General features: G+C 64.9%; 15 protein-coding genes. 6 read left to right on the top strand and 9 right to left on the bottom strand.

Annotation, left to right across the window (positions count from 1 at the left end; all coding sequences use genetic code 11):
• Positions 1–93 precede the first annotated feature (93 nt).
• Together panB and thpR are read left to right on the top strand one after the other, a co-directional pair.
• The gene (panB, locus tag LQV39_RS13595) at positions 94–975 is read left to right on the top strand and encodes a 3-methyl-2-oxobutanoate hydroxymethyltransferase (RefSeq protein ID WP_230026552.1); all 882 of its coding nucleotides are present in this window, start codon (positions 94–96) and stop codon (positions 973–975) included.
• A 16-nt stretch (positions 976–991) separates the two neighbouring features.
• The gene (gene thpR, locus LQV39_RS13590; RefSeq protein ID WP_230026548.1) at positions 992–1,507 is read left to right on the top strand and encodes an RNA 2',3'-cyclic phosphodiesterase; all 516 of its coding nucleotides are present in this window, start codon (positions 992–994) and stop codon (positions 1,505–1,507) included.
• A gap of 36 nt (positions 1,508–1,543) precedes the next feature.
• Here the strand turns inward: thpR and LQV39_RS13585 are convergent, their stop codons facing one another.
• Positions 1,544–2,713 (bottom strand): MFS transporter, encoded by a 1,170-nt coding sequence (locus LQV39_RS13585; protein WP_230026541.1) that lies wholly within the window; start codon positions 2,711–2,713, stop codon positions 1,544–1,546.
• The gene (locus tag LQV39_RS13580; RefSeq protein WP_230026535.1) at positions 2,710–3,489 is read right to left on the bottom strand and encodes a DeoR/GlpR family DNA-binding transcription regulator; all 780 of its coding nucleotides are present in this window, start codon (positions 3,487–3,489) and stop codon (positions 2,710–2,712) included. The genes LQV39_RS13585 and LQV39_RS13580 overlap by 4 nt, the downstream gene beginning before the upstream one ends.
• Positions 3,490–3,670: 181 nt before the next feature.
• Between LQV39_RS13580 and LQV39_RS13575 the strand changes: the two genes are divergently transcribed.
• On the top strand, positions 3,671–5,284 hold the full coding sequence (locus LQV39_RS13575; RefSeq protein ID WP_230026528.1) for a response regulator: 1,614 nt from the start codon (positions 3,671–3,673) through the stop codon (positions 5,282–5,284).
• Between the two features lie 111 nt (positions 5,285–5,395).
• Here LQV39_RS13575 and LQV39_RS13570 read toward each other — a convergent pair whose 3' ends face one another.
• On the bottom strand, positions 5,396–6,745 hold the full coding sequence (locus LQV39_RS13570) for a glutamine synthetase family protein (RefSeq protein WP_230026521.1): 1,350 nt from the start codon (positions 6,743–6,745) through the stop codon (positions 5,396–5,398).
• 174 nt (positions 6,746–6,919) lie between these two features.
• On the opposite strand from LQV39_RS13570, the gene LQV39_RS13565 reads away from it, so the two are divergent.
• Together LQV39_RS13565 and LQV39_RS13560 are read left to right on the top strand one after the other, a co-directional pair.
• A complete protein-coding gene (locus LQV39_RS13565; RefSeq protein WP_230026509.1) occupies positions 6,920–7,984 on the top strand; it encodes a sensor histidine kinase in 1,065 nt (354 codons plus the stop codon).
• A 10-nt stretch (positions 7,985–7,994) separates the two neighbouring features.
• Complete coding sequence (locus LQV39_RS13560) at positions 7,995–8,738, top strand: LytTR family DNA-binding domain-containing protein (RefSeq protein WP_230026503.1); 744 nt, start codon at positions 7,995–7,997, stop codon at positions 8,736–8,738.
• Between the two features lie 125 nt (positions 8,739–8,863).
• Here LQV39_RS13560 and LQV39_RS13555 read toward each other — a convergent pair whose 3' ends face one another.
• A complete protein-coding gene (locus LQV39_RS13555) occupies positions 8,864–10,348 on the bottom strand; it encodes an aldehyde dehydrogenase (protein WP_230026500.1) in 1,485 nt (494 codons plus the stop codon).
• Between the two features lie 133 nt (positions 10,349–10,481).
• Between LQV39_RS13555 and LQV39_RS13550 the strand changes: the two genes are divergently transcribed.
• Positions 10,482–11,939: a sodium:solute symporter family protein gene (locus LQV39_RS13550; RefSeq protein ID WP_230026494.1), complete on the top strand. Its 1,458-nt coding sequence runs from the start codon at positions 10,482–10,484 to the stop codon at positions 11,937–11,939.
• A gap of 138 nt (positions 11,940–12,077) precedes the next feature.
• On the opposite strand, the gene LQV39_RS13545 is transcribed toward LQV39_RS13550, so the two are convergent.
• The 5 genes from LQV39_RS13545 to LQV39_RS13525 form a co-directional block, all read right to left on the bottom strand.
• Positions 12,078–13,496, bottom strand: coding sequence for an aspartate aminotransferase family protein (locus tag LQV39_RS13545; RefSeq protein WP_374199430.1), 1,419 nt, complete (start codon positions 13,494–13,496; stop codon positions 12,078–12,080).
• Positions 13,497–13,538: 42 nt separating this feature from the next.
• Positions 13,539–14,909 (bottom strand): glutamine synthetase family protein, encoded by a 1,371-nt coding sequence (locus tag LQV39_RS13540; protein ID WP_230026480.1) that lies wholly within the window; start codon positions 14,907–14,909, stop codon positions 13,539–13,541.
• 116 nt (positions 14,910–15,025) lie between these two features.
• Entirely contained in the window at positions 15,026–15,787 is a 762-nt protein-coding gene (locus tag LQV39_RS13535; protein WP_230026473.1) for a gamma-glutamyl-gamma-aminobutyrate hydrolase family protein, read from the bottom strand.
• A gap of 166 nt (positions 15,788–15,953) precedes the next feature.
• Complete coding sequence (locus LQV39_RS13530) at positions 15,954–17,072, bottom strand: diguanylate cyclase (protein WP_230026466.1); 1,119 nt, start codon at positions 17,070–17,072, stop codon at positions 15,954–15,956.
• Positions 17,073–17,076: 4 nt separating this feature from the next.
• Entirely contained in the window at positions 17,077–17,715 is a 639-nt protein-coding gene (locus tag LQV39_RS13525; RefSeq protein WP_230026462.1) for a hypothetical protein, read from the bottom strand.
• Positions 17,716–17,822 lie beyond the last annotated feature (107 nt).

Below are 17,822 nucleotides of genomic sequence, written 5' to 3'. Positions count from 1 at the left end.
AATCCCCTCCCGGCAGGAATCCTGTCCTGGTATTACACTACGCCGTCGGTGCACACTCCCGACGGCTTTTTCATGAATAGCAAAGGAAAAACGATGAGCGGATATTTGCAGGGCAAGGACATGGCGGCACAGGGCGCGGACAATGGAGCGCAGGCGCCCGTTGCGGCCCCGGCGAAACCAGTCCCGATGGCCGTGACCATTCCGTCGCTGCGCGCGATGCGCGCGGCCGGCCAGAAGATCGCCATGCTCACCTGCTATGACGCCAGCTTCGCTTCGCTGATGGACCGCTGCGGCGTCGAAATCCTGCTGATTGGCGACTCGCTCGGCATGGTCTGCGCAGGCTACGATTCGACCCTGCCGGTGACGGTTGCCGATGTCGCCTACCACACGGCCTCCGTGGTCCGCGGCCGCAAGAATGCGCTGGTGCTGGCCGACCTGCCTTTCGGCAGCTACGGCACCAGGGAGCAGGCCTACGACAGCTGCGCGACCCTGATGCGCGCCGGCGCCCAGATGATCAAGATCGAAGGCGGCGCCTGGCTGGCCGAGACCGTACGCTTCCTGGTCGAGCGCGGCATTCCGGTGTGCGCCCATATCGGCCTGACCCCGCAATTCGTCCACCAGCTGGGCGGCTACAAGGTGCAGGGCAAGACCAGCGAAGGCGCCGACCAGCTCAAGCGCGATGCGCAAGCGCTGCAGGATGCCGGCGCGGCCATCGTGCTGCTGGAAGCGGTGCCGGCGGCGCTGGGCAAGGAAGTGACGGAGATGCTGCAGGTGCCGACCATCGGCATCGGCGCCGGTCCGGATTGCAGCGGCCAGGTGCTGGTGATGCACGACCTGCTGGGCGTTTTCCCGGGCCGCAAGGCGCGCTTCGTGAAGAACTTCATGGAGGGACAAACCAGCATCGACGCCGCGGTGTCGGCCTATGTGACGGCGGTGAAGGACGGCAGCTTCCCGGCGCCGGAACACTGCTTCTGACAGGCGGAGGGTGGCCATGGAGACCGCTTCGTCCACCCGACTCTTCCTGGCCCTGTGGCCTGATGCGGCCGTGCGCGAGCAGCTGCGCGAATGGCGCGACTTGTGGAACTGGCCGCGCGGCGCTTCGCCGGTCCATACCGGCAAGCTGCACATGACTTTGCACTTCCTCGGCAACCAGCCCGGCGATTCACTGCCTGCACTGCTGGATGGCCTGGCCGTACCGATGTCGCCGTTCCAGCTGCAGCTGGGCGTGGCCGCGTTGTGGCATAACGGGATTGCGGTGCTTTCCCCTTCCGTGGTGCCTTCGGCGCTTCTCGATTTGCATGCGGCCTTGTCGGCGGCCTTGCCTGGCGTGGGGCTGCAACCGGAGACGCGGGATTATCGGCCGCATGTGACCATGGCGCGGCGGGCTGGCCGGGTGGAGATTCCTGCGAACGGGCCGGTGATCGATTGGCAGGTCGATCATTACACATTAGTGGAATCGAAGACGGGGGATGGTAGCGGTTATACCGTGTTGCGGGAATACCGGTAGGTTTGCTGCGTGGGCACGGGGTGCCCACGTCCCACATCACCGTTTTACGATCCTGGCATTCGCCGCGATCACAATGCCCGACACCGACAAGATCCCCAGCGCCACCGCGATATTCGTATGCGCCGCCACCGACCCGATCAAGGGCGGCGCCAGCAGCAGCCCCGCATAACCCAGCGTCGCCACCGTCGCCAGCCCGCCGCCGGCCGACATGCCCGGCGTGCGTGCGGCGGCCGAGAAGATCAGCGGCACCACGTTCGCCGCCGACAGGCCGATCAGCGCAAAGCCGCAGGCCGACAGCACGAAGTGGGTGCTCAGCACCGCCAGCATCAGGCCGCAGAACATGCCCATGCCGCCCGCCACCATCACCCGCATCGGGCCGAAGCGCAGCACCAGGCGGTCGCCCGCGAAGCGGCAGGCCGCCATCGCCACCGAGAAGGCCGAATAGCCGAAGGCTGCGGACGCCGGATCGGCCTTCGTCCGCTCGGTCAGCAGCAGCGCGCTCCAGTCGACCAGCGCGCCCTCGACCGCGAAGCACAGCAGGCCAAGCAAACCGAGGAACAGCGCCGGTCCGCGCGGTAGTGCGAAGTGACTTTGCTGCGGGCTCTCGTGCTTTGCCGCCGCCACGTTCAATACGAAGGGCGTGCACAAGGCGACGACAATCGCGATGACCACGCCCGCCATCAGCCCACCGCGGCCGTCGCCCAGGCCGGCGCCAATCAAGAGGCCACCGAGCGCCGCACCCAGCAGCCCTCCCAGGCTGAAGAAGCCGTGGAAGGAGGACATGGTCGGGATGCCGCGCGCGGTCTCGACCTCGCTGGCGTTGGCGTTCATCGACACGTCCAGCACGCCGTTGCTGGCGCCGAAGGCGAAGGCCGCCAGGAACAGCGGCATCAGGCCATCGACGTTCATCAGCACCGCCGTCGTGATGGAGAACAGGAAGGCGCTGGCCAGGGCCACCGTGCGCGTGCCCCAGCGCCCCGCGAGCCAGCCCGCCAAGGGCATCGCCGCGATGGCGCCGCCGGCGATGGTCAGCAGCAGCAGGCCGAGCACGCCGGTATCGATGCCGGCGTGCGCCTGCACCAGCGGCACGTGGGCGGCCCACAGGCCGATGCCGGCGCCGTTCAGCAGGAAGATGGTGGAGATGGCCCAGCGCGCCTTGTTGACGGCGCCGGTGCTGGCTGGCTGGAGATTCTCGGCCGGTTTCATGGTTTCACTTTCGCTGCGAACTTGATGTCGGGGGTGGGGTCGAGCTGGCGCAAGCGCTCCAGCACCTCGGGCGGGCAGGCGGCTTCCAGCACCAGCTGGTCGACTTCGCCCAGGGGCGCGATCAGGAAGGGCGCCGGCGCCTCCAGGCGCTCGTTGAGCACCGCGACCACGCGCCGGCTGGCGGCGGCCAGCATGGCCTGCTTGACGGCGGCTTCCTCGGCGTCGCTCGCGCCCAGCCCGCGGTCGGCTTCGACGCTGCAGACGCCGACCACGGCCAGGTTCACGCGCAGCCTGCGGATTTCATCGACGGTCTGCGCGCCCAGCACGGCGCCGGCGTGGCCGGCATAGATCCCGCCCAGCAGGATGACCTTGGTCTTGCGCAGCTCGCCCAGCGCCAGCGCGATCTGCGGGCTGTTGGTGATGACGGTGGCGGCGCGGCCGTCTTCGAGCAGGCGGGAGAAGGCCAGGTTGGTAGTACCGGCGTCGACCAGCACGGTGTCCCCGGGACGCACGGCCTCGCACAGCGCCTGGGCCAGCATCGCCTTGCGGGCGCCGGCATCGTCGACGCGCTGGCCGAAGCTGGGCTCGGCGCGTGTACGCCGCATCGCGCCGCCATGCACGCGGCGCAGCAGGCCGGCAGCGTCCAGCTCGCGCAGGTCGCGCCGGATCGTATCCTCGGAGGTCTGGAAACGCAGCGCCAGCTCGGCGGCCAGCACCTTGCCCTGTTGGTCCACCATGTCGACGATTTGTTGCCGACGCTCTTCCGCTAGCTGCATGCCTGTCCTCGCTTGTTCGAGGCGCCATTTTACACGTTTACGCATAAACCAGCATATACAAGCACAGTTCCAGCATGAACATGCGTATTCTGCATGCATATTGACAACAAATTCCGCCTTGCCAGTTGGTTGAGAACGTATTCGTTGTTACACTCGGCCAATAGAAAAAGATATAAAAATCATGGACAAGTCCGCCTCTATCCTGATCGTCGACGACTACCTGCTGATCCGCACCGCAGTGCGCCAGGTGCTCACGGAACTCGGCTTCATCAACATCTTCCAGGCCGAGAACGGCAAAACCGCGCAGGACCTGATGCGGAAGCAAGCGATCGACATCGTGATCGGCGACTGGAGCATGCCGATCATGAGCGGCCTCGAGCTGCTGGGCTGGATGCGCAAGGACTCGCGCTACGCCAGGACCCCGTACATGATGCTGACCGCCGAATCGAACCCGGCCTCGGTGCGCAGCGCGTTGCAGGCGGGCGTCAGCGCCTACATGATCAAGCCCTTCACGGTGCACAGCTTCGCCAGCAAATTCATGGCGATGATCGGCTCGCCCTCGGCGCCGCCTGCTTCGCCTTTCCAGCGCGCGGCCGCGCCCGCGAAACCTGCCGCTGCACCGGCGCCGGCCCCTGCGCCCGCCGCAAGCGCGCCCACCCCGCTTACCCCGCCGCTCGATACCGGCGCCCACGTGATCGGCCTGCAGCAGCCGCTGGCGGAGCGCATCAAGAAAAGCACGGTGCTGATCGTCGACGACGTGCCGACGAATATCGAGATCCTGGCCGGCGCGCTGAAGGACGAGTACGCGATCAAGGTGGCCATCAGCGGCCGCAAGGCGATCGAGATCGCCAACAGCTTCCAGGTCGACCTGATCCTGCTCGACATCATGATGCCGGTGATGGATGGCTTCGAAACCTGCCGCGAGCTGAAGGCAAACCCGAAGACGGCCGGCATCCCGATCATCTTCCTGTCGGCGAAGGATGCCGTCGACGACGTGGTCGGCGGCCTGCGCCTGGGCGCGGTCGACTACGTATCGAAACCGGCCGACCCGACCATCCTGAAAGCGCGCATCGCGACCCACCTGACGCTGGCCGCGGCCACCGCCGACCTGCAGCGCCAGAACGCGCTGCTGGTGGAGAACGCCCACCTGCGCGAAGACGTCGAGCGCATGACCCGCCACGACCTGAAAAGCCCGCTGGCCGTGGCCCTGCACGGCAGCCAGGCCTTGCAGGATTCCGAGCTGACCGACAGCCAGCGCGAGCACGCGCGCATGATCGAGATGGCGGCCAACAACGCCCTCGAGATGATCAACCGCACGCTCGACATCTACCGCATGGAAAAGGGCGAGTACCAGCCGGCGCTGCAGGGCTTCGACATCAAAGCCCTGCTCGAGCGCGTGGCCCAGCAGACCCGCCTCGCCTTCGCGCCCAATGAAATCGACATCCGCTTTGCCGCACCCAGCGACACCATCTGCCTGGGCGAACCGCTGCTGTGCTACTCAATGTTCTCGAACGCCTTCAAGAACGCGGCCGAGGCCTCGCCGGAAGGCGGCGTCATCAAGGTCGACGTCTCGCCGGGCTACGGCAGCCTGCACGTGGTGATCGACAACGAGGGAGAAGTGCCGTTGACCATGCGCGGACGCTTCTTCGAGAAGTATGCGACCGCCGATAAGGAAGATGGATCGGGGCTCGGCACGTATTCGATTCGTTTGATGGCCGAGGTGCAGGGGGGTGGGGCGGAGATGGATACTGGGGATGGGCATACCCGGTTGACCATCACGCTGCCTTGCGTATAACCCCCGTCATTCCCGCGAAGGCGGGAATCCAAGTTTGCGTGCAACTCGTTAGCACATGCTATTTGTCCGCGACGAACTTGGGTTCCCGCCTGCGCGGGAACGACGAGCCAACTACACCAGCAGCATCAAATGCTCCCGCTCCCAACTGCTGATCACCCGCGAAAACGTCGCAAACTCCAGCTCCTTCACCTCGCAAAACGCCTCCACGAACAAGGGCCCCAGCATTTCCGCCAGCGCCGGGCAGCCACGCAGCTGCAGGATCGCATCCTCAAGGTTCCGCGGCAGTTCGCCATGCACGTGCTCCGCACTTTCCGCCGTCGGCGGCGCGGGCTGCAAGCCTTCCGTCATGCCCAGCCAGCCGCAAGCCAGGGTCGCTGCCATTGCCAGGTAGGGATTCACGTCCACGCCCGGCACGCGGTTCTCGACCCGGCGGTTGAGCGGCGTGGAGTTCGGCACGCGGATGCCGCAGGTGCGGTTGTCGTAGCCCCAGTGCACGTTCATCGGCGCTGACTGGAAGCGCGACAGCCGCCTGAAAGAATTTACATGGGGCGCGAACAATAAGGTCGCTGGCGGCACGTATTTTTCCAGCCCGCCGATGAATTGTCGGAACAGCGTGCTTTCGCTGCCATCCTCGTTCGAGAAGATATTGCGTCCACTAGCAAGCTCTACCACGCTCTGGTGCACGTGCATGGCGCTGCCCGGCTCGGTCTCCATGGGCTTGGCCATGAAGGTGGCGAAGATGCCGTGCCGCAGCGCCGTCTCGCGCACGGCGCGCTTGAACAGGAAGACGCGGTCGGCCAGCTCGAGCGCATCGCCGTGCGTGAAATTGATTTCCATCTGGCCGGCGCCGGCTTCGTGAATGAGCGTCTCGACGCCCAGTTCGTGCTGCTTGCAGAAGGCCGACAGTTCCAGAAAGAAGGGATCGAAGTCGTTGACGGCGTCGATCGAGTAGGACTGCCTGCCCTGCTCCGTAAAGCCGCTGCGGCCGGTCGGCGGGCTCAGGGGCTCGTGCGGATTGAGGTTGCGCGCGACCAGGTAGAACTCCATCTCGGGCGCCACCACCGGCTTCCAGCCGCGCTCGCGGTACTTTTCCAGCACGCGCCGCAGCACCGAGCGCGGCGCCAGCGCCACCGGGCTGCCGTCGAAGTTCTGGCAATCGTGGATCACACAGGCGACCCGTTCGGTGGCCCAGGGAACGACGCGGATCGTCGCCGGGTCCGGCACGCAGACCATGTCGGGGTCCATCGGTCCGACGTAAGGCATGTTGTTCGGCTGCTCGCCGTGGACGGTGTTCAGCAGCACGCTTTTTGGCAGGCGCATGTGCTCGCCGGACAGGAACAGGTCTTTGGGGAGGATCTTGCCGCGGGCGATGCCGGTCATGTCCGCGATGACGCACTCGACCTCGTGGATATTGTGTTCGCGCAGAAAAGCGCGCATGTCGCCGCCGCTTGCCTCAGCCATCGAGCTCCCCGCTTGCCCCGCTGTGAATCACGCAGTACAAGCCGAATATAGCACCGGGACCGAAGCTGCTGCGCGCCAATGCCCCGCGTTCCGATCCCGCAATTCGTTGCACGAAATTCGCAGTTGGCGTCATGGCCATCGCTATGGCCGGGATTCTGCGCCATACTTTCTGTTATGGAACTCACCACACATCACGCTATCCCGACCGGCCGCATGTGGCGCCTGTATGCCCTCGGCTGGTTTGCCTACCTGTGCCTGCTGATCATGGCGCTGCAAGTCGACGATTTGCGCGCCGGCCGTTTCAATTGGGCCGTGATCGGCCAGGCCATGTGGACTGCACCGCAGGCATGCATCCTTGCCCTGCTGTGGCCGCTGAGCGGCTGGCTGGAGCGCAAGCGCCCTGTGCCCGTGCTGGAATTCCTGCTACATGCGTTCAATGCCTGTTTCTACGCCATCGGTTCCTATGCCCTGCTGTTCCTGGTGACCGGATTGAAGCAGGCGCTGTCCTGGTACGTCTGGCCCGTCCTGTATGGCATGATGAGCTATGGGGTGATCGCCACCATGTTCCATCTGGTGCGCGTGAACCATGCCCGGCAGCGCCAGGCCCTCGCCATCCAGCAGGCCCAGACCCTGCTCGTCGCCTCCGAGCTGAACGCCCTGCGCAACAAGCTGAACCCGCACTTCCTGTTCAACACCCTGCACTCCATCATCGCGCTGACGCGCCGCAATCCCGAAGCCGCGGAGACCGCCCTCTTCCAGTTCTCCGACATGCTGCGCTACGTGCTCGACACCGAAAAGAGCGGCAGCGACCGCGTCACCCTCGAAGACGAGCTGCGCTTCGTGCGTAACTACCTCGAGCTGGAGAGCCTGCGCCTCGGCCCGCGCCTGAAGATCGAATGGGAACTCGACATGGAGGCCGCCGGCCTGCCACTGCCCGCGCTCTCGCTGCAGCCGCTGGTCGAGAACAGCATCAAGCACGCCTTCAATCCGCACAGCCGCCCGGGCCTGCTGCGCATCCGCACCCGCGTCGACGATGCGGCGCAGTCCCTGACCATGACCGTCGGCGACGACGGCCCCGGCGCCGACCTCGCCGGCGTCAGGCAGTCGAACGGCCTGGGCATCCGCACCGTCGAACGCCGCCTGCAGCTCGAGTACGGTCCGCGCGGCGCGCTGCAGATCGATACCGCGCCGGGCGCCGGCTTCGTCGTCACGATGTCGATTCCGTTCGAAACCGCCTGAGGAGCTTGCATTGGACACCAAAACCGTATTCATCGCCGAAGACGAACCGCTGGCCCGCGACGTGCTGCGCGACGCCATCTACGCCCACCCCGCCCTGCGCCTGGCGGGCGAAGCCGGCGACGGCGCCAGCGCGCTCGAACAGATCGAGCGCATCCGCCCGGACGTGGTCTTCATGGACATCCAGATGCCGGAGATGACCGGCCTGGAAGTGCTGCGCCGCCTCACATGCACGCCCGACATCGTGTTCACCACCGCCTACGACCAGTACGCGGTGACGGCCTTCGAACTGAACGCGGTCGACTACCTGCTCAAACCCTTTACGCGTGCCCGCTTCGACGCCGCCGTGGCGCGCCTGCTCGACTCCCCCGCGCCGCCGCGCGCGATCGTCGACGCGGCGCTCGAACAGGCCACACAACGTGCGGCGGGCCGCCTGGAGCGCATCCTGGTGCGCGACCGCGGGCGGATCTTCCCGCTGTCGCTGAACGAGATCGAGTACTTGAAGGCGGATTCGAAGTACACGGCGATTGCGGCGCGCGGGCAGACCTTCCTGGTGCGGATCGGGATCTCGGAGCTCGAGGCGCAACTGGACCCGGCGCGCTTCATCCGCGTGCACCGTTCGGCGCTGGTCAACCTGGATTTCGTGGATTCGATGCGGGCGGACGATCAGTCGCAGCTGGTGATCCAGATGCGGGATGGGGCGGTGTTGACGGCTAGCCGGGAGGCTTCGAAGGTGCTGAGGGAGATGGCGATCTGATCGTCGTCCCCGCGCCCTTTACTCGTCGTCCCCGCGAAGGCGGGGATCCAAGTTTGCGTGCAACTCGTTAGCACAAGCTATTGGTACGCAACGAACTTGGGTTCCCGCCTGCGCGGGAACGACGCTTATATTCGTATCCACGTCGTCTTCAACTCCGTGTACTTGTCAAACGCATGCAATGACTTGTCCCGCCCATTCCCCGACTGTTTATAGCCCCCAAACGGCACCGTAATATCGTCATTGTCATACTGGTTCACATGCACGGTCCCTGCCCGCAGCCTGCGCGCCGTGCGGATTGCCTTGCTCATGTCCGCGGTCCATACCGCCGCCGCCAGGCCGTAGGGCGTGCTGTTCGCCTGCCGCACCGCCTCATCCAGATCGGTAAAGGACAGCACGGACAGCACCGGCCCGAAAATCTCCTCGCGCGCAATCCGCATTGTCCCATCCACGCCATCGAACAGGGTCGGTTCGATATACAAGCCCCCCGTCTCCGCACGCGCCGCGCGTCCGCCTGCGAGCAGGCGCGCGCCTGCCGCCTTGCCATCCTCGATATAGCCGAGCACCGTCTTCATCTGGGTCGCATCGACGATCGCGCCCATCACGGTCCCGGGGTCGAGCGGATCGCCGGGCGCGTAGTTCGGCATCAGGGCCATCGCTTTATCGAGAAAAGCTTCGCGGATCGATTCCTCGACAAACAGGCGCGAGGGCGCGTTGCAGCTTTCGCCCTGGTTGAAGTAGATCGAGCCGATCGCGCCCGCCACCGCCGCATCCAGGTCCGGACAGTCGGCGCAGACGATGTTCGCCGATTTGCCGCCCAGTTCCGTCCACGCGCGCTTCAGGTTCGACTGGCCCGCCATCTGCAGGATCTGCTTGCCGACGCGGGTGGAACCCGTGAAGGCGATGCAGTCGACGTCCATGTGCAGGCCGAGGGCCCTGCCGGCCTCAATGCCGTAGCCGGGCAGGACGTTGAAGACGCCTTCGGGCACGCCGGCCTCCAGCGCCAGCTCGGCCAGGCGCAGCGACGTCAGCGGCGCCTTCTCGGACGGTTTCAGGACCAGGCTGTTGCCGCTTGCTAAGGCCGGGCCGATCTTCCAGGCCGCCATCAGCATCGGGTAGTTCCAGGGGATGATCGCGGCCACCACGCCCACCGGCTCGCGCACGATCAGGGCCAGGCTGTCCTGCGCGGTCGGCGCCACTTCGTCGTAGAGCTTGTCGATCGCCTCGCCGTACCAGCGGATGCAGTTCTGGGCCAGTTGCACGTCCACGCTGCGGCTGTAGCGGATCGGCTTGCCCATGTCGAGGGTTTCCAGCAGCGCCAGCTCGTCCCTGTTCGCCAGCATCAGGTCGGCGAAGCGGATCAGGATGCGCTTGCGCTCGGCCGGCGCCTTGCCCGACCAGCGGCCGTCTTCGAAGGCGGCGCGGGCGCTTTGCAGGGCCAGGTCGACGTCGGTCTCGGTGCAGCGCGCGACCTCGCCGAGCTTGCGTCCATCGATCGGTGAGATACAGTCGAAACGGGCGCCGGCGACGGCGTCAATACGCTTGCCGTCGACGACGGCGCGGCCATCGATCCGCACTGTTCTGGAACGTTCATGCCAGGATTCGGTCGTCATTGTGTCCCCTCCGGAGTCATGATTGTTGTCTGGCTGATACTAGCAAACAAAATCGATCCAGTTGACGATTTATGCCGCTATAATCGCGAATTTTTCCAGCCAGAATTTTCTCTTTCCCGCTGCCGGAGCCCCAATGAATACCATCCTGATTTCGTCCGTCGTGGTCTACCTGCTGGGCACGCTCGGCCTGGGCATGTGGGCCGGCACGAGGATCAAGAACACGTCCGACTTCGCCGTGGCCGGCCGCAGCCTGCCGCTGATCATGGTGATCACCACCACCTTCGCCACCTGGTTCGGCGCCGAGACCGTGATGGGCATTCCCGCCAGGTTCGTGCAAGGCGGCCTGAATGGCCTGGTCGAGGACCCCTTCGGCGCCGGCACCTGCCTGATCCTGGTCGGCCTGTTCTTCGCGGCGCGCCTGTACAAACTGAACCTGCTGACGATCGGCGACTACTACCGCGCGCGCTACGGCAAGGGCATCGAGGTGTTCTGCTCGATCGCGATCATCCTGTCCTATCTGGGCTGGGTGGCGGCGCAGATCACGGCGCTGGGCCTGGTGTTCTCGGTGCTGACCGGCGGCGCCATGTCCGAGACCGCCGGCATGATCGTCGGCACCCTGGCCGTGCTGATCTACGTGGTGGTCGGCGGCTTCCTGGCGGTGGCGATCACCGACTTCATCCAGATGATCGTGCTGGTGGTGGGCATGTCCATCATCGCCGTCTTCTCGTCGGAGCTGGCCGGCGGCACCGACGTCGTTCTGAAGATGGTCCAGCAGAAAGACCTGTGGAACTTCCTGCCGAAGCATAACTTTACCGACATCGCCTTCTTCGTCGGCGCCGCCGTGACGATGATGCTGGGTTCGATCCCGCAGCAGGACGTGTTCCAGCGCGTGATGTCGGCCAAGAACGCGCCCACCGCGCGCGCCGGTGCCGTGATCGGCGGCGCCAGCTACATCCTGTTCGCCTTCGTGCCGATGTTCATCGTCGCCTGCGCCGTCATCGTGATGGGCAACGACGCCCTGGAACTGGCCAAGAGCGACTACCAGCGCGTGCTGCCGACCTTCGTGATGACGAAGATGCCCTTGATTATGCAGATCCTGTTCTTTGGCGCGCTGCTCTCCGCCATCAAGAGCACCTCCTCGGCCACCCTGCTGGCGCCATCCACCAGCTTCACCGAGAACATCCTCAAGAACCTGCGCCCGGGCATGAGCGACCGCCAGCAGCTGTTCGCGATGCGCGTGACCATCGTCGTCTTCGCGGCGCTGGTGCTGACCTACGCGATCGCGATGAAGGGCACTTCGATCTACGAACTGGTGTCCTCGGCCTACCAGGTGACCCTGGTCGGCGCCTTCGTGCCGCTGGTGATGGGCCTGTACTGGAAGCGTGCGACCACCCAGGGCGCGATCCTGTCGATCGCGGCGGGTATCGCGACCTGGATCGTGTTCTTCCCACAGATCTCCGCGCTGGGCGAAGCCTTCCCGGGCCAGCTGGCCGGGCTGCTGGCGGCGTTTATCGGGATGATCGTGGGGTCGCTGGCGCCGCAGGTTTTGAAGAATCGGCATGAGCCGCACAAAACTGCACTGAGTGTGTGAATGATGGGGCCTCGAACGATGTTCGGGGCCTTTTTGTTTGCGGCTTTGGAAGGAAACTTGGGTTCCCGCCTGCGCGGGAACGACGGCGCCAACTCGTCGTTCCCGCGCAGGCGGGGACCCAAGTTTGGCGAGTAGCCGTCACCCCATCCAGCCCCGCTGCTGCACGTCTTTCAGGGTCAAATCCAGGCAGTACCTGATCCGCTCCACCATCTCATCGATCTGCCCCGTCGTCATCACCAGCGGCGGCGCCACGATCATCCGATCCCCGACCGCCCGCATGATCACGCCGTTGTCGAACATGTGAGCCCGGCACACCATGCCCACGCCCAGCCCTGAAGGGAAGGCTTCGCAGTCGTGCATTGACGCCCCCTTGCGCCGCACCAGGTTCAGTCCCGCCGTCATGCCCATGCTCTCCGCGTGCCCGACCAGCGGGTGCGCAGCCAGCGTCCCGAATGCCGCCTTCAGATGCGGCCCGGTTTCCAGCACTACTCGCTCGACCAGGCCTTCGTCGATCATGATGCGCAGGTTCTCCAGCGCCGCCGCGCAGGCGACCGGGTGGCCGGAATAGGTGAAACCGTGATTGAAGTCGCCGCCCTTCTCGACCAGCGCATGCGCCACGCGCGCGCCGACCAGCACGCCGCCCAGCGGCACATAGCCCGAGGTGACGCCCTTGGCGAAGGCGATCAGGTCGGGCCGCGCGCCCATCAGCTGGCAGCCGAACCAGGTGCCCAGGCGGCCGAAGCCGCAGATCACTTCGTCGGACACCAGCAGCACGCCGTACTTGTCGCAGATGCGCTGGATTTCGGGCCAATAGGTCGGCGGCGGGATGATCACGCCGCCCGCGCCCTGCACCGGCTCGCCGATGAAGGCGGCGACCTTCTCCGGCCCCAGTTCAAGGATCTTCTCTTCCAGCCAGCCGGCCGCGCGCAGGCCGAATTCGGCCTCGCTCATGCCGCGTCCATGCTCGGCAAAACTGGGCTGATCGATGTGGTGGATGCCGGGGATGGGCAAGGCGCCCTGCGCGTGCATGCCGGCCATGCCGCCGAGAGAGGCGCCGGCCACGGTGCTGCCGTGATAGGCGTTGCGGCGGCTGATGATGGCCTGACGCTGCGGCTGTCCCATGATCTGCCAGTAGCGCCACACCATGCGGATGATGGTGTCGTTGGCTTCCGAGCCCGAGCCGGTGAAGAACACGTGCTTGAAACCCGGTGGCGCAAGTTCGACCAGTTGCGCTGCCAGCATCACGGCCGGCACGTTGGTCGTGTTGAAGAAGCTGTTGTAGAAGGGGAGCAGGTCCATCTGCCTGGCCACGGCGGCGGTCATGCTCGCGCGGCCGTAGCCGACGTTCACGCACCACAGGCCCGACATGCCGTCGATGACCTTGTGCCCTTCCGAATCCCACAGGTAGATGCCGTCCCCGCGCACCATCACGCGCGCGCCGCGTTCGCGCAGGGCGCCGTGGTCGGTAAAGGGATGCAGGTAATGCGCGCTGTCCAGCTCCTGCAGCGCACGTGTGTCAAAGCCCGGAGTGTCGACCTCCAGGATCGGCGCGAGCATGTCGCCCGCAATGGTATCGCTTGCCATGTTGAACTCCCATTGTCATACATGCAGCAGCAGGTGCTCGCGCTCCCACGGGCTGATCACGGTCATGAATTCCTGGTGCTCGAGTTCCTTGACCGCGGAATAGACATCGATGAAGCGCTCGCCCAGGATGTCGCGCAGGCGGTCTTCCTTGCGCAGCAGGCTCAGTGCTTCCGGCAGGCCTTGCGGCAGTTCCACGGCCATCTTGTAGGCGCTGCCCTCCACCATCGGGGTCGGCTCCAGCTGTTCCTGGATGCCGAGGTAGCCGCAGGCCAGGGTCACGGCCAGCGCCAGGTAGGGGTTGGCGTCGGCGCCGATCACGCGGTTCTCGACGCGGCGGTCCTGCGAGCCCGACACCGGCACGCGGATGCCGACCGTGCGGTTATCCACGCCCCACTGCAGGTTGATCGGCGCGGCGGCGCGGCGCACGATGCGGCGGTAGGAGTTGACGTAGGGCGCAACGATGCCCATCGCCGACGGCATGTACTTCTGCAGGCCGCCCACGTACCAGCGGAACAGCTCGGACGGCGAGCCGTCTTCCTTGCTGAAGATGTTCTGGCCTGTTTCGCCGTCGACCACGCTCTGGTGCACGTGCATCGCCGACCCCGGCTCGCCCGCCATCGGCTTGGCCATGAAGGTGGCGTACATGTCGTGCTTGAGGGCCGCCTCGCGCAGCGTGCGCTTGAAGTAGAAGACCTTGTCCGCCAGCCCGAGCGGCTCGCCGTGCTGGAAGTTGATCTCCATCTGGCCGGCGCCGATCTCGTGGATGAGCGTGTCGACATCCAGGCCCATCATGTCGCAGTAATCGTAGATGTCTTCGAACAGCGGGTCGAACTCGTTGACGGCGTCGATGCTGTAGACCTGGCGGCTGGTCTCGGAGCGCCCGCTGCGGCCGATCGGCGCGGCCAGCGGCAGGTTGGGGTCGATGTTCTTGGCGGTGAGATAAAACTCGAGCTCCGGCGCCACCAGCGGCTTCCAGCCCTTTTGCGTGTAGAGCTTCAACACACGCCGCAGCACGCTGCGCGGGGCGAAATCGACCAGGCGGCCATCGGCGAAATAACAGTCGTGGATCACCTGCGCGGTCGGGTCGACGGCCCAGGGCACCATCGTGATCGTGCCGGGGTCGGCCTTCAGGATCATGTCGCGGTCGGTGGTCGAGATCGCGCGGTCGAAGGCGTCGTCGTTCTCGGGCGAATTGCCGGTAACGGTCATGCCCAGCACGATTTCCGGCAGGCGCATGCCGCGGTCTTCAGTAAATTTTACACGTGGCAAAATTTTTCCACGGGCGACGCCGGTCAGGTCGGGGACCAGGCATTCGATTTCGGTGACTCGTTTACCGTTGAGCCACTCGTCCATGTCGTTGTACGAAAAATTGTCGCGGATAGCCATGATGATTCCTCTGTTCGTTGAATGGTCGCGGGCGCGCAAACGCAGCCCGCGGCGCGCGGGTTGGTCTGAACAGGGACGCTATGGGACGGGGCGGGCCGCCCACTTTTCGTAGACGGTCATAGGTTCTTCCGTTTTTTGGATTGAAAACGGGCGCGGCAGGCGTCGCCAAAGGCACCGAACATCTTCATCGAGTGCGGATTCTGGGCGATGCGCCATTCCGGGTGCCATTGGCAGGCCAGGGTAAAGCCCGGCGAGATCGAGACGGAAAACGCCTCGACCAGCCCATCCTCCGCTACCGCTTCGACCGTCAGGCCGGGCGCAAGTTCGTTGACGCCCTGTCCATGCAGGGAATTGACCGGAATTTCATCCTTGCCCAGGATCCCATGCAGCATCCCTCCTTCGATGATCCGGATCTTGTGCGCGTCGCCATACTGCTCGTCCATGCCGAGTTCAGGGTTTTCGCGGTGGTCGAAATGCCCCGATACGGTCTGGACTGCCTGGAACAGGCTGCCGCCCAGCGCTACGTTCATCTCCTGGAAGCCGCGGCAGATCGCGATGATCGGAATGCCGCGCTTGACCGCCTCCCGGATCAGCGGCAGCGTGGTCTGGTCACGCGCCGGATCCTGCGGCAGGGTCGGGTCGAGTACTTCTTCGGAGTAGTAGCTGGGATGAACGTTGGACGCCGAACCGGTCAGCATGATGCCGTCGCACAGGTCCAGCATGGTTTCCAGGTCGAGCCTCTCCCCCAGCGACGGCAGGATCATGGGCGCGCAATCGGCGCCGATCACGACTGCGTCGACATATTTGTGCTGGGCCGCGTAATAAGGATGTTCTCCGAAATCGCGGGTGCAAGCGGGGATGATAACGATCGGGCGCATGGTCTCTACCTTGAAGTGAGGCGCACACGAACCATCATACTGCAATCTGATCCGAATGCGGAGTGGCCGTTAATCCAGATCAACTGGCTGGAAACCGATAGCAAAATCTTATCGTCAACTCGCAAACGATGCCAACACGAACCGGCGTCGACCGGGAATGCCGGCTCTACAGGGCGTGGACTTGCAAGGGCATGTCCATATGCATCCTCACCTGATCGCCTCCTGCATTTTTGGCGCGGTAGACAGCAGCATCCGCAGCGGCAAAGAGTTCGTTGATACTCTGCCCTTGTGCCATGGTTGCAACACCGATCGACACCGTGACCTGCACTTTCGGCTTGTTCAGAAGGGGAAGCTCCGCCACTCCCGTGCGGATACGCTCGGCCACTTCGCGGGCGGTGGGCAGCGTCGTCTCCGGCAGGACGACGACGAATTCCTCGCCGCCATAGCGCGCACAAAAATCGCCCGAGCGCAGGAATTCGCGCAGCCTTTGCGCGAACGCCCGCAACACATCGTCGCCGACCAGGTGCCCGAATTCATCGTTGATCTTCTTGAAGAAGTCGATGTCGAGCATCAGGATGGAGAAGGTTTTCTGGTGCTTGAGGAAGTCGTCGAGTGCGCGGCGGTTCCATTGCCCCGTCAGCGCGTCGGTGGCCGCATCGAGTTCGACCTTTTGCAGCGCCGACCGCAGCTGCGCCGCCAGCGACGCATTCGCGTGCTGCAAGCGGATCCCTTCCATCAAACGTTGCGAGATCGCGCGCGTGTAGTAGGCGGTGAGCGCGATGAACACGCTCAGGCCGGCAGCGTAATCGATCGCGCTCTGGCTGCCGGTCACCAGCATCAAACCGAGTACCGACACACCCCAGAGGATACCGATCTGCCCGTAATAAGCCGATACATAGGTGCCATACACTTGCGCATTGATGGACGTGACGCCGCACAGCAGCGCCATCAGTATGGCATCCAGCACGGGGTCGTAACCGACCAGGAACCACGCGAGCGATCCCCAGCCCAGGCCATCCAGTGCGGCGATCCAGCGGAAGCGCTTGCGATGCAGCGCCAGCTTCGGCCCCTTGACGATCAATTGCTGCAGGACCAGCAGGCTGCCGGCCCATATCGTGGCGGCCGTGCCCAGCCACAGGAAAATCGCGTCCGAGGGAACGCGGCCCCAGCAGAACCATACGGCGAGCAGCCAGCCGACCGGGGTGGTCGTGAGCGCACGCCGCAGCGCAATGGCGCATTCTGAAAAGCCCGCTGCGCGCGCGATGGAAAGGTCGGATTCGGTCATGGTCTCATTGGTGCTCACGGCCCGGCTGCCGGCAAATGTTCTTGTACGCGTCGGCATAAGGCTTGTCGAAACAGTTCTCCAGCCCCTCGACGACATCGATATTCAGCGGCCAGCGTATCTTCCGCTTCGAGCCGTCGGCAAATTCCGCTTCCATGTAGCCATCGACGACAGGCGGTATGCCGGCGCCCACTGGTGGCGGGACGGCAGCCAGTGCCAGCCTTGCCTGCCGCAGCGCCGCCCGGTTCCTGCGCAGGAAGGCAATCGTCGCGTCCACGTACGGGTTCCACCCGGCCCTGTCCTCCGCCGCGGGTTTGTAGGCCCGTTTCATCAAGGCGATCGCTTGCGGGTACTGTCCGGCATTGGCCCGTACCTGGGCCTCATGCCAGAACAGCAGGCCCGAGTCCGGATGATGCGCTTCCCGGTAATCGCGCAGCAGGTCCGCTGCCACCAGGGCGCAGCCCGGTATGGACGACAACGCCCGCCATCCTCCCGACATGTCCTGGTCGAACTGGTTTTCATCCAGCGCGAGCAGGTGTGCGCGGTCATGCGCGCAGCTTTCCGGGGCAGGCGCCTGCGCGCCGGCCACGCCGCAGGAGGCGCCGATGGCACACGCAAGGAGAACGATCAGAGGTCGGTTTGGCATAAGTCGCCAGTTGGGGGATTGATGCGAAGCATTAAGTTACCAGAAACTCAAGCCCCAAAATACATACATTCTCACGCCGACGACCGACTGTTGCGTGGCGTGCTATC

This window comes from Massilia sp. Bi118, from assembly GCF_918697865.1.
Classification (GTDB): Bacteria; Pseudomonadota; Gammaproteobacteria; order Burkholderiales; family Burkholderiaceae_D; genus Telluria.
The sequence above is the reverse complement of the archived record's forward strand: the minus strand, read 5'-3'. Positions and strand labels throughout refer to the sequence as shown.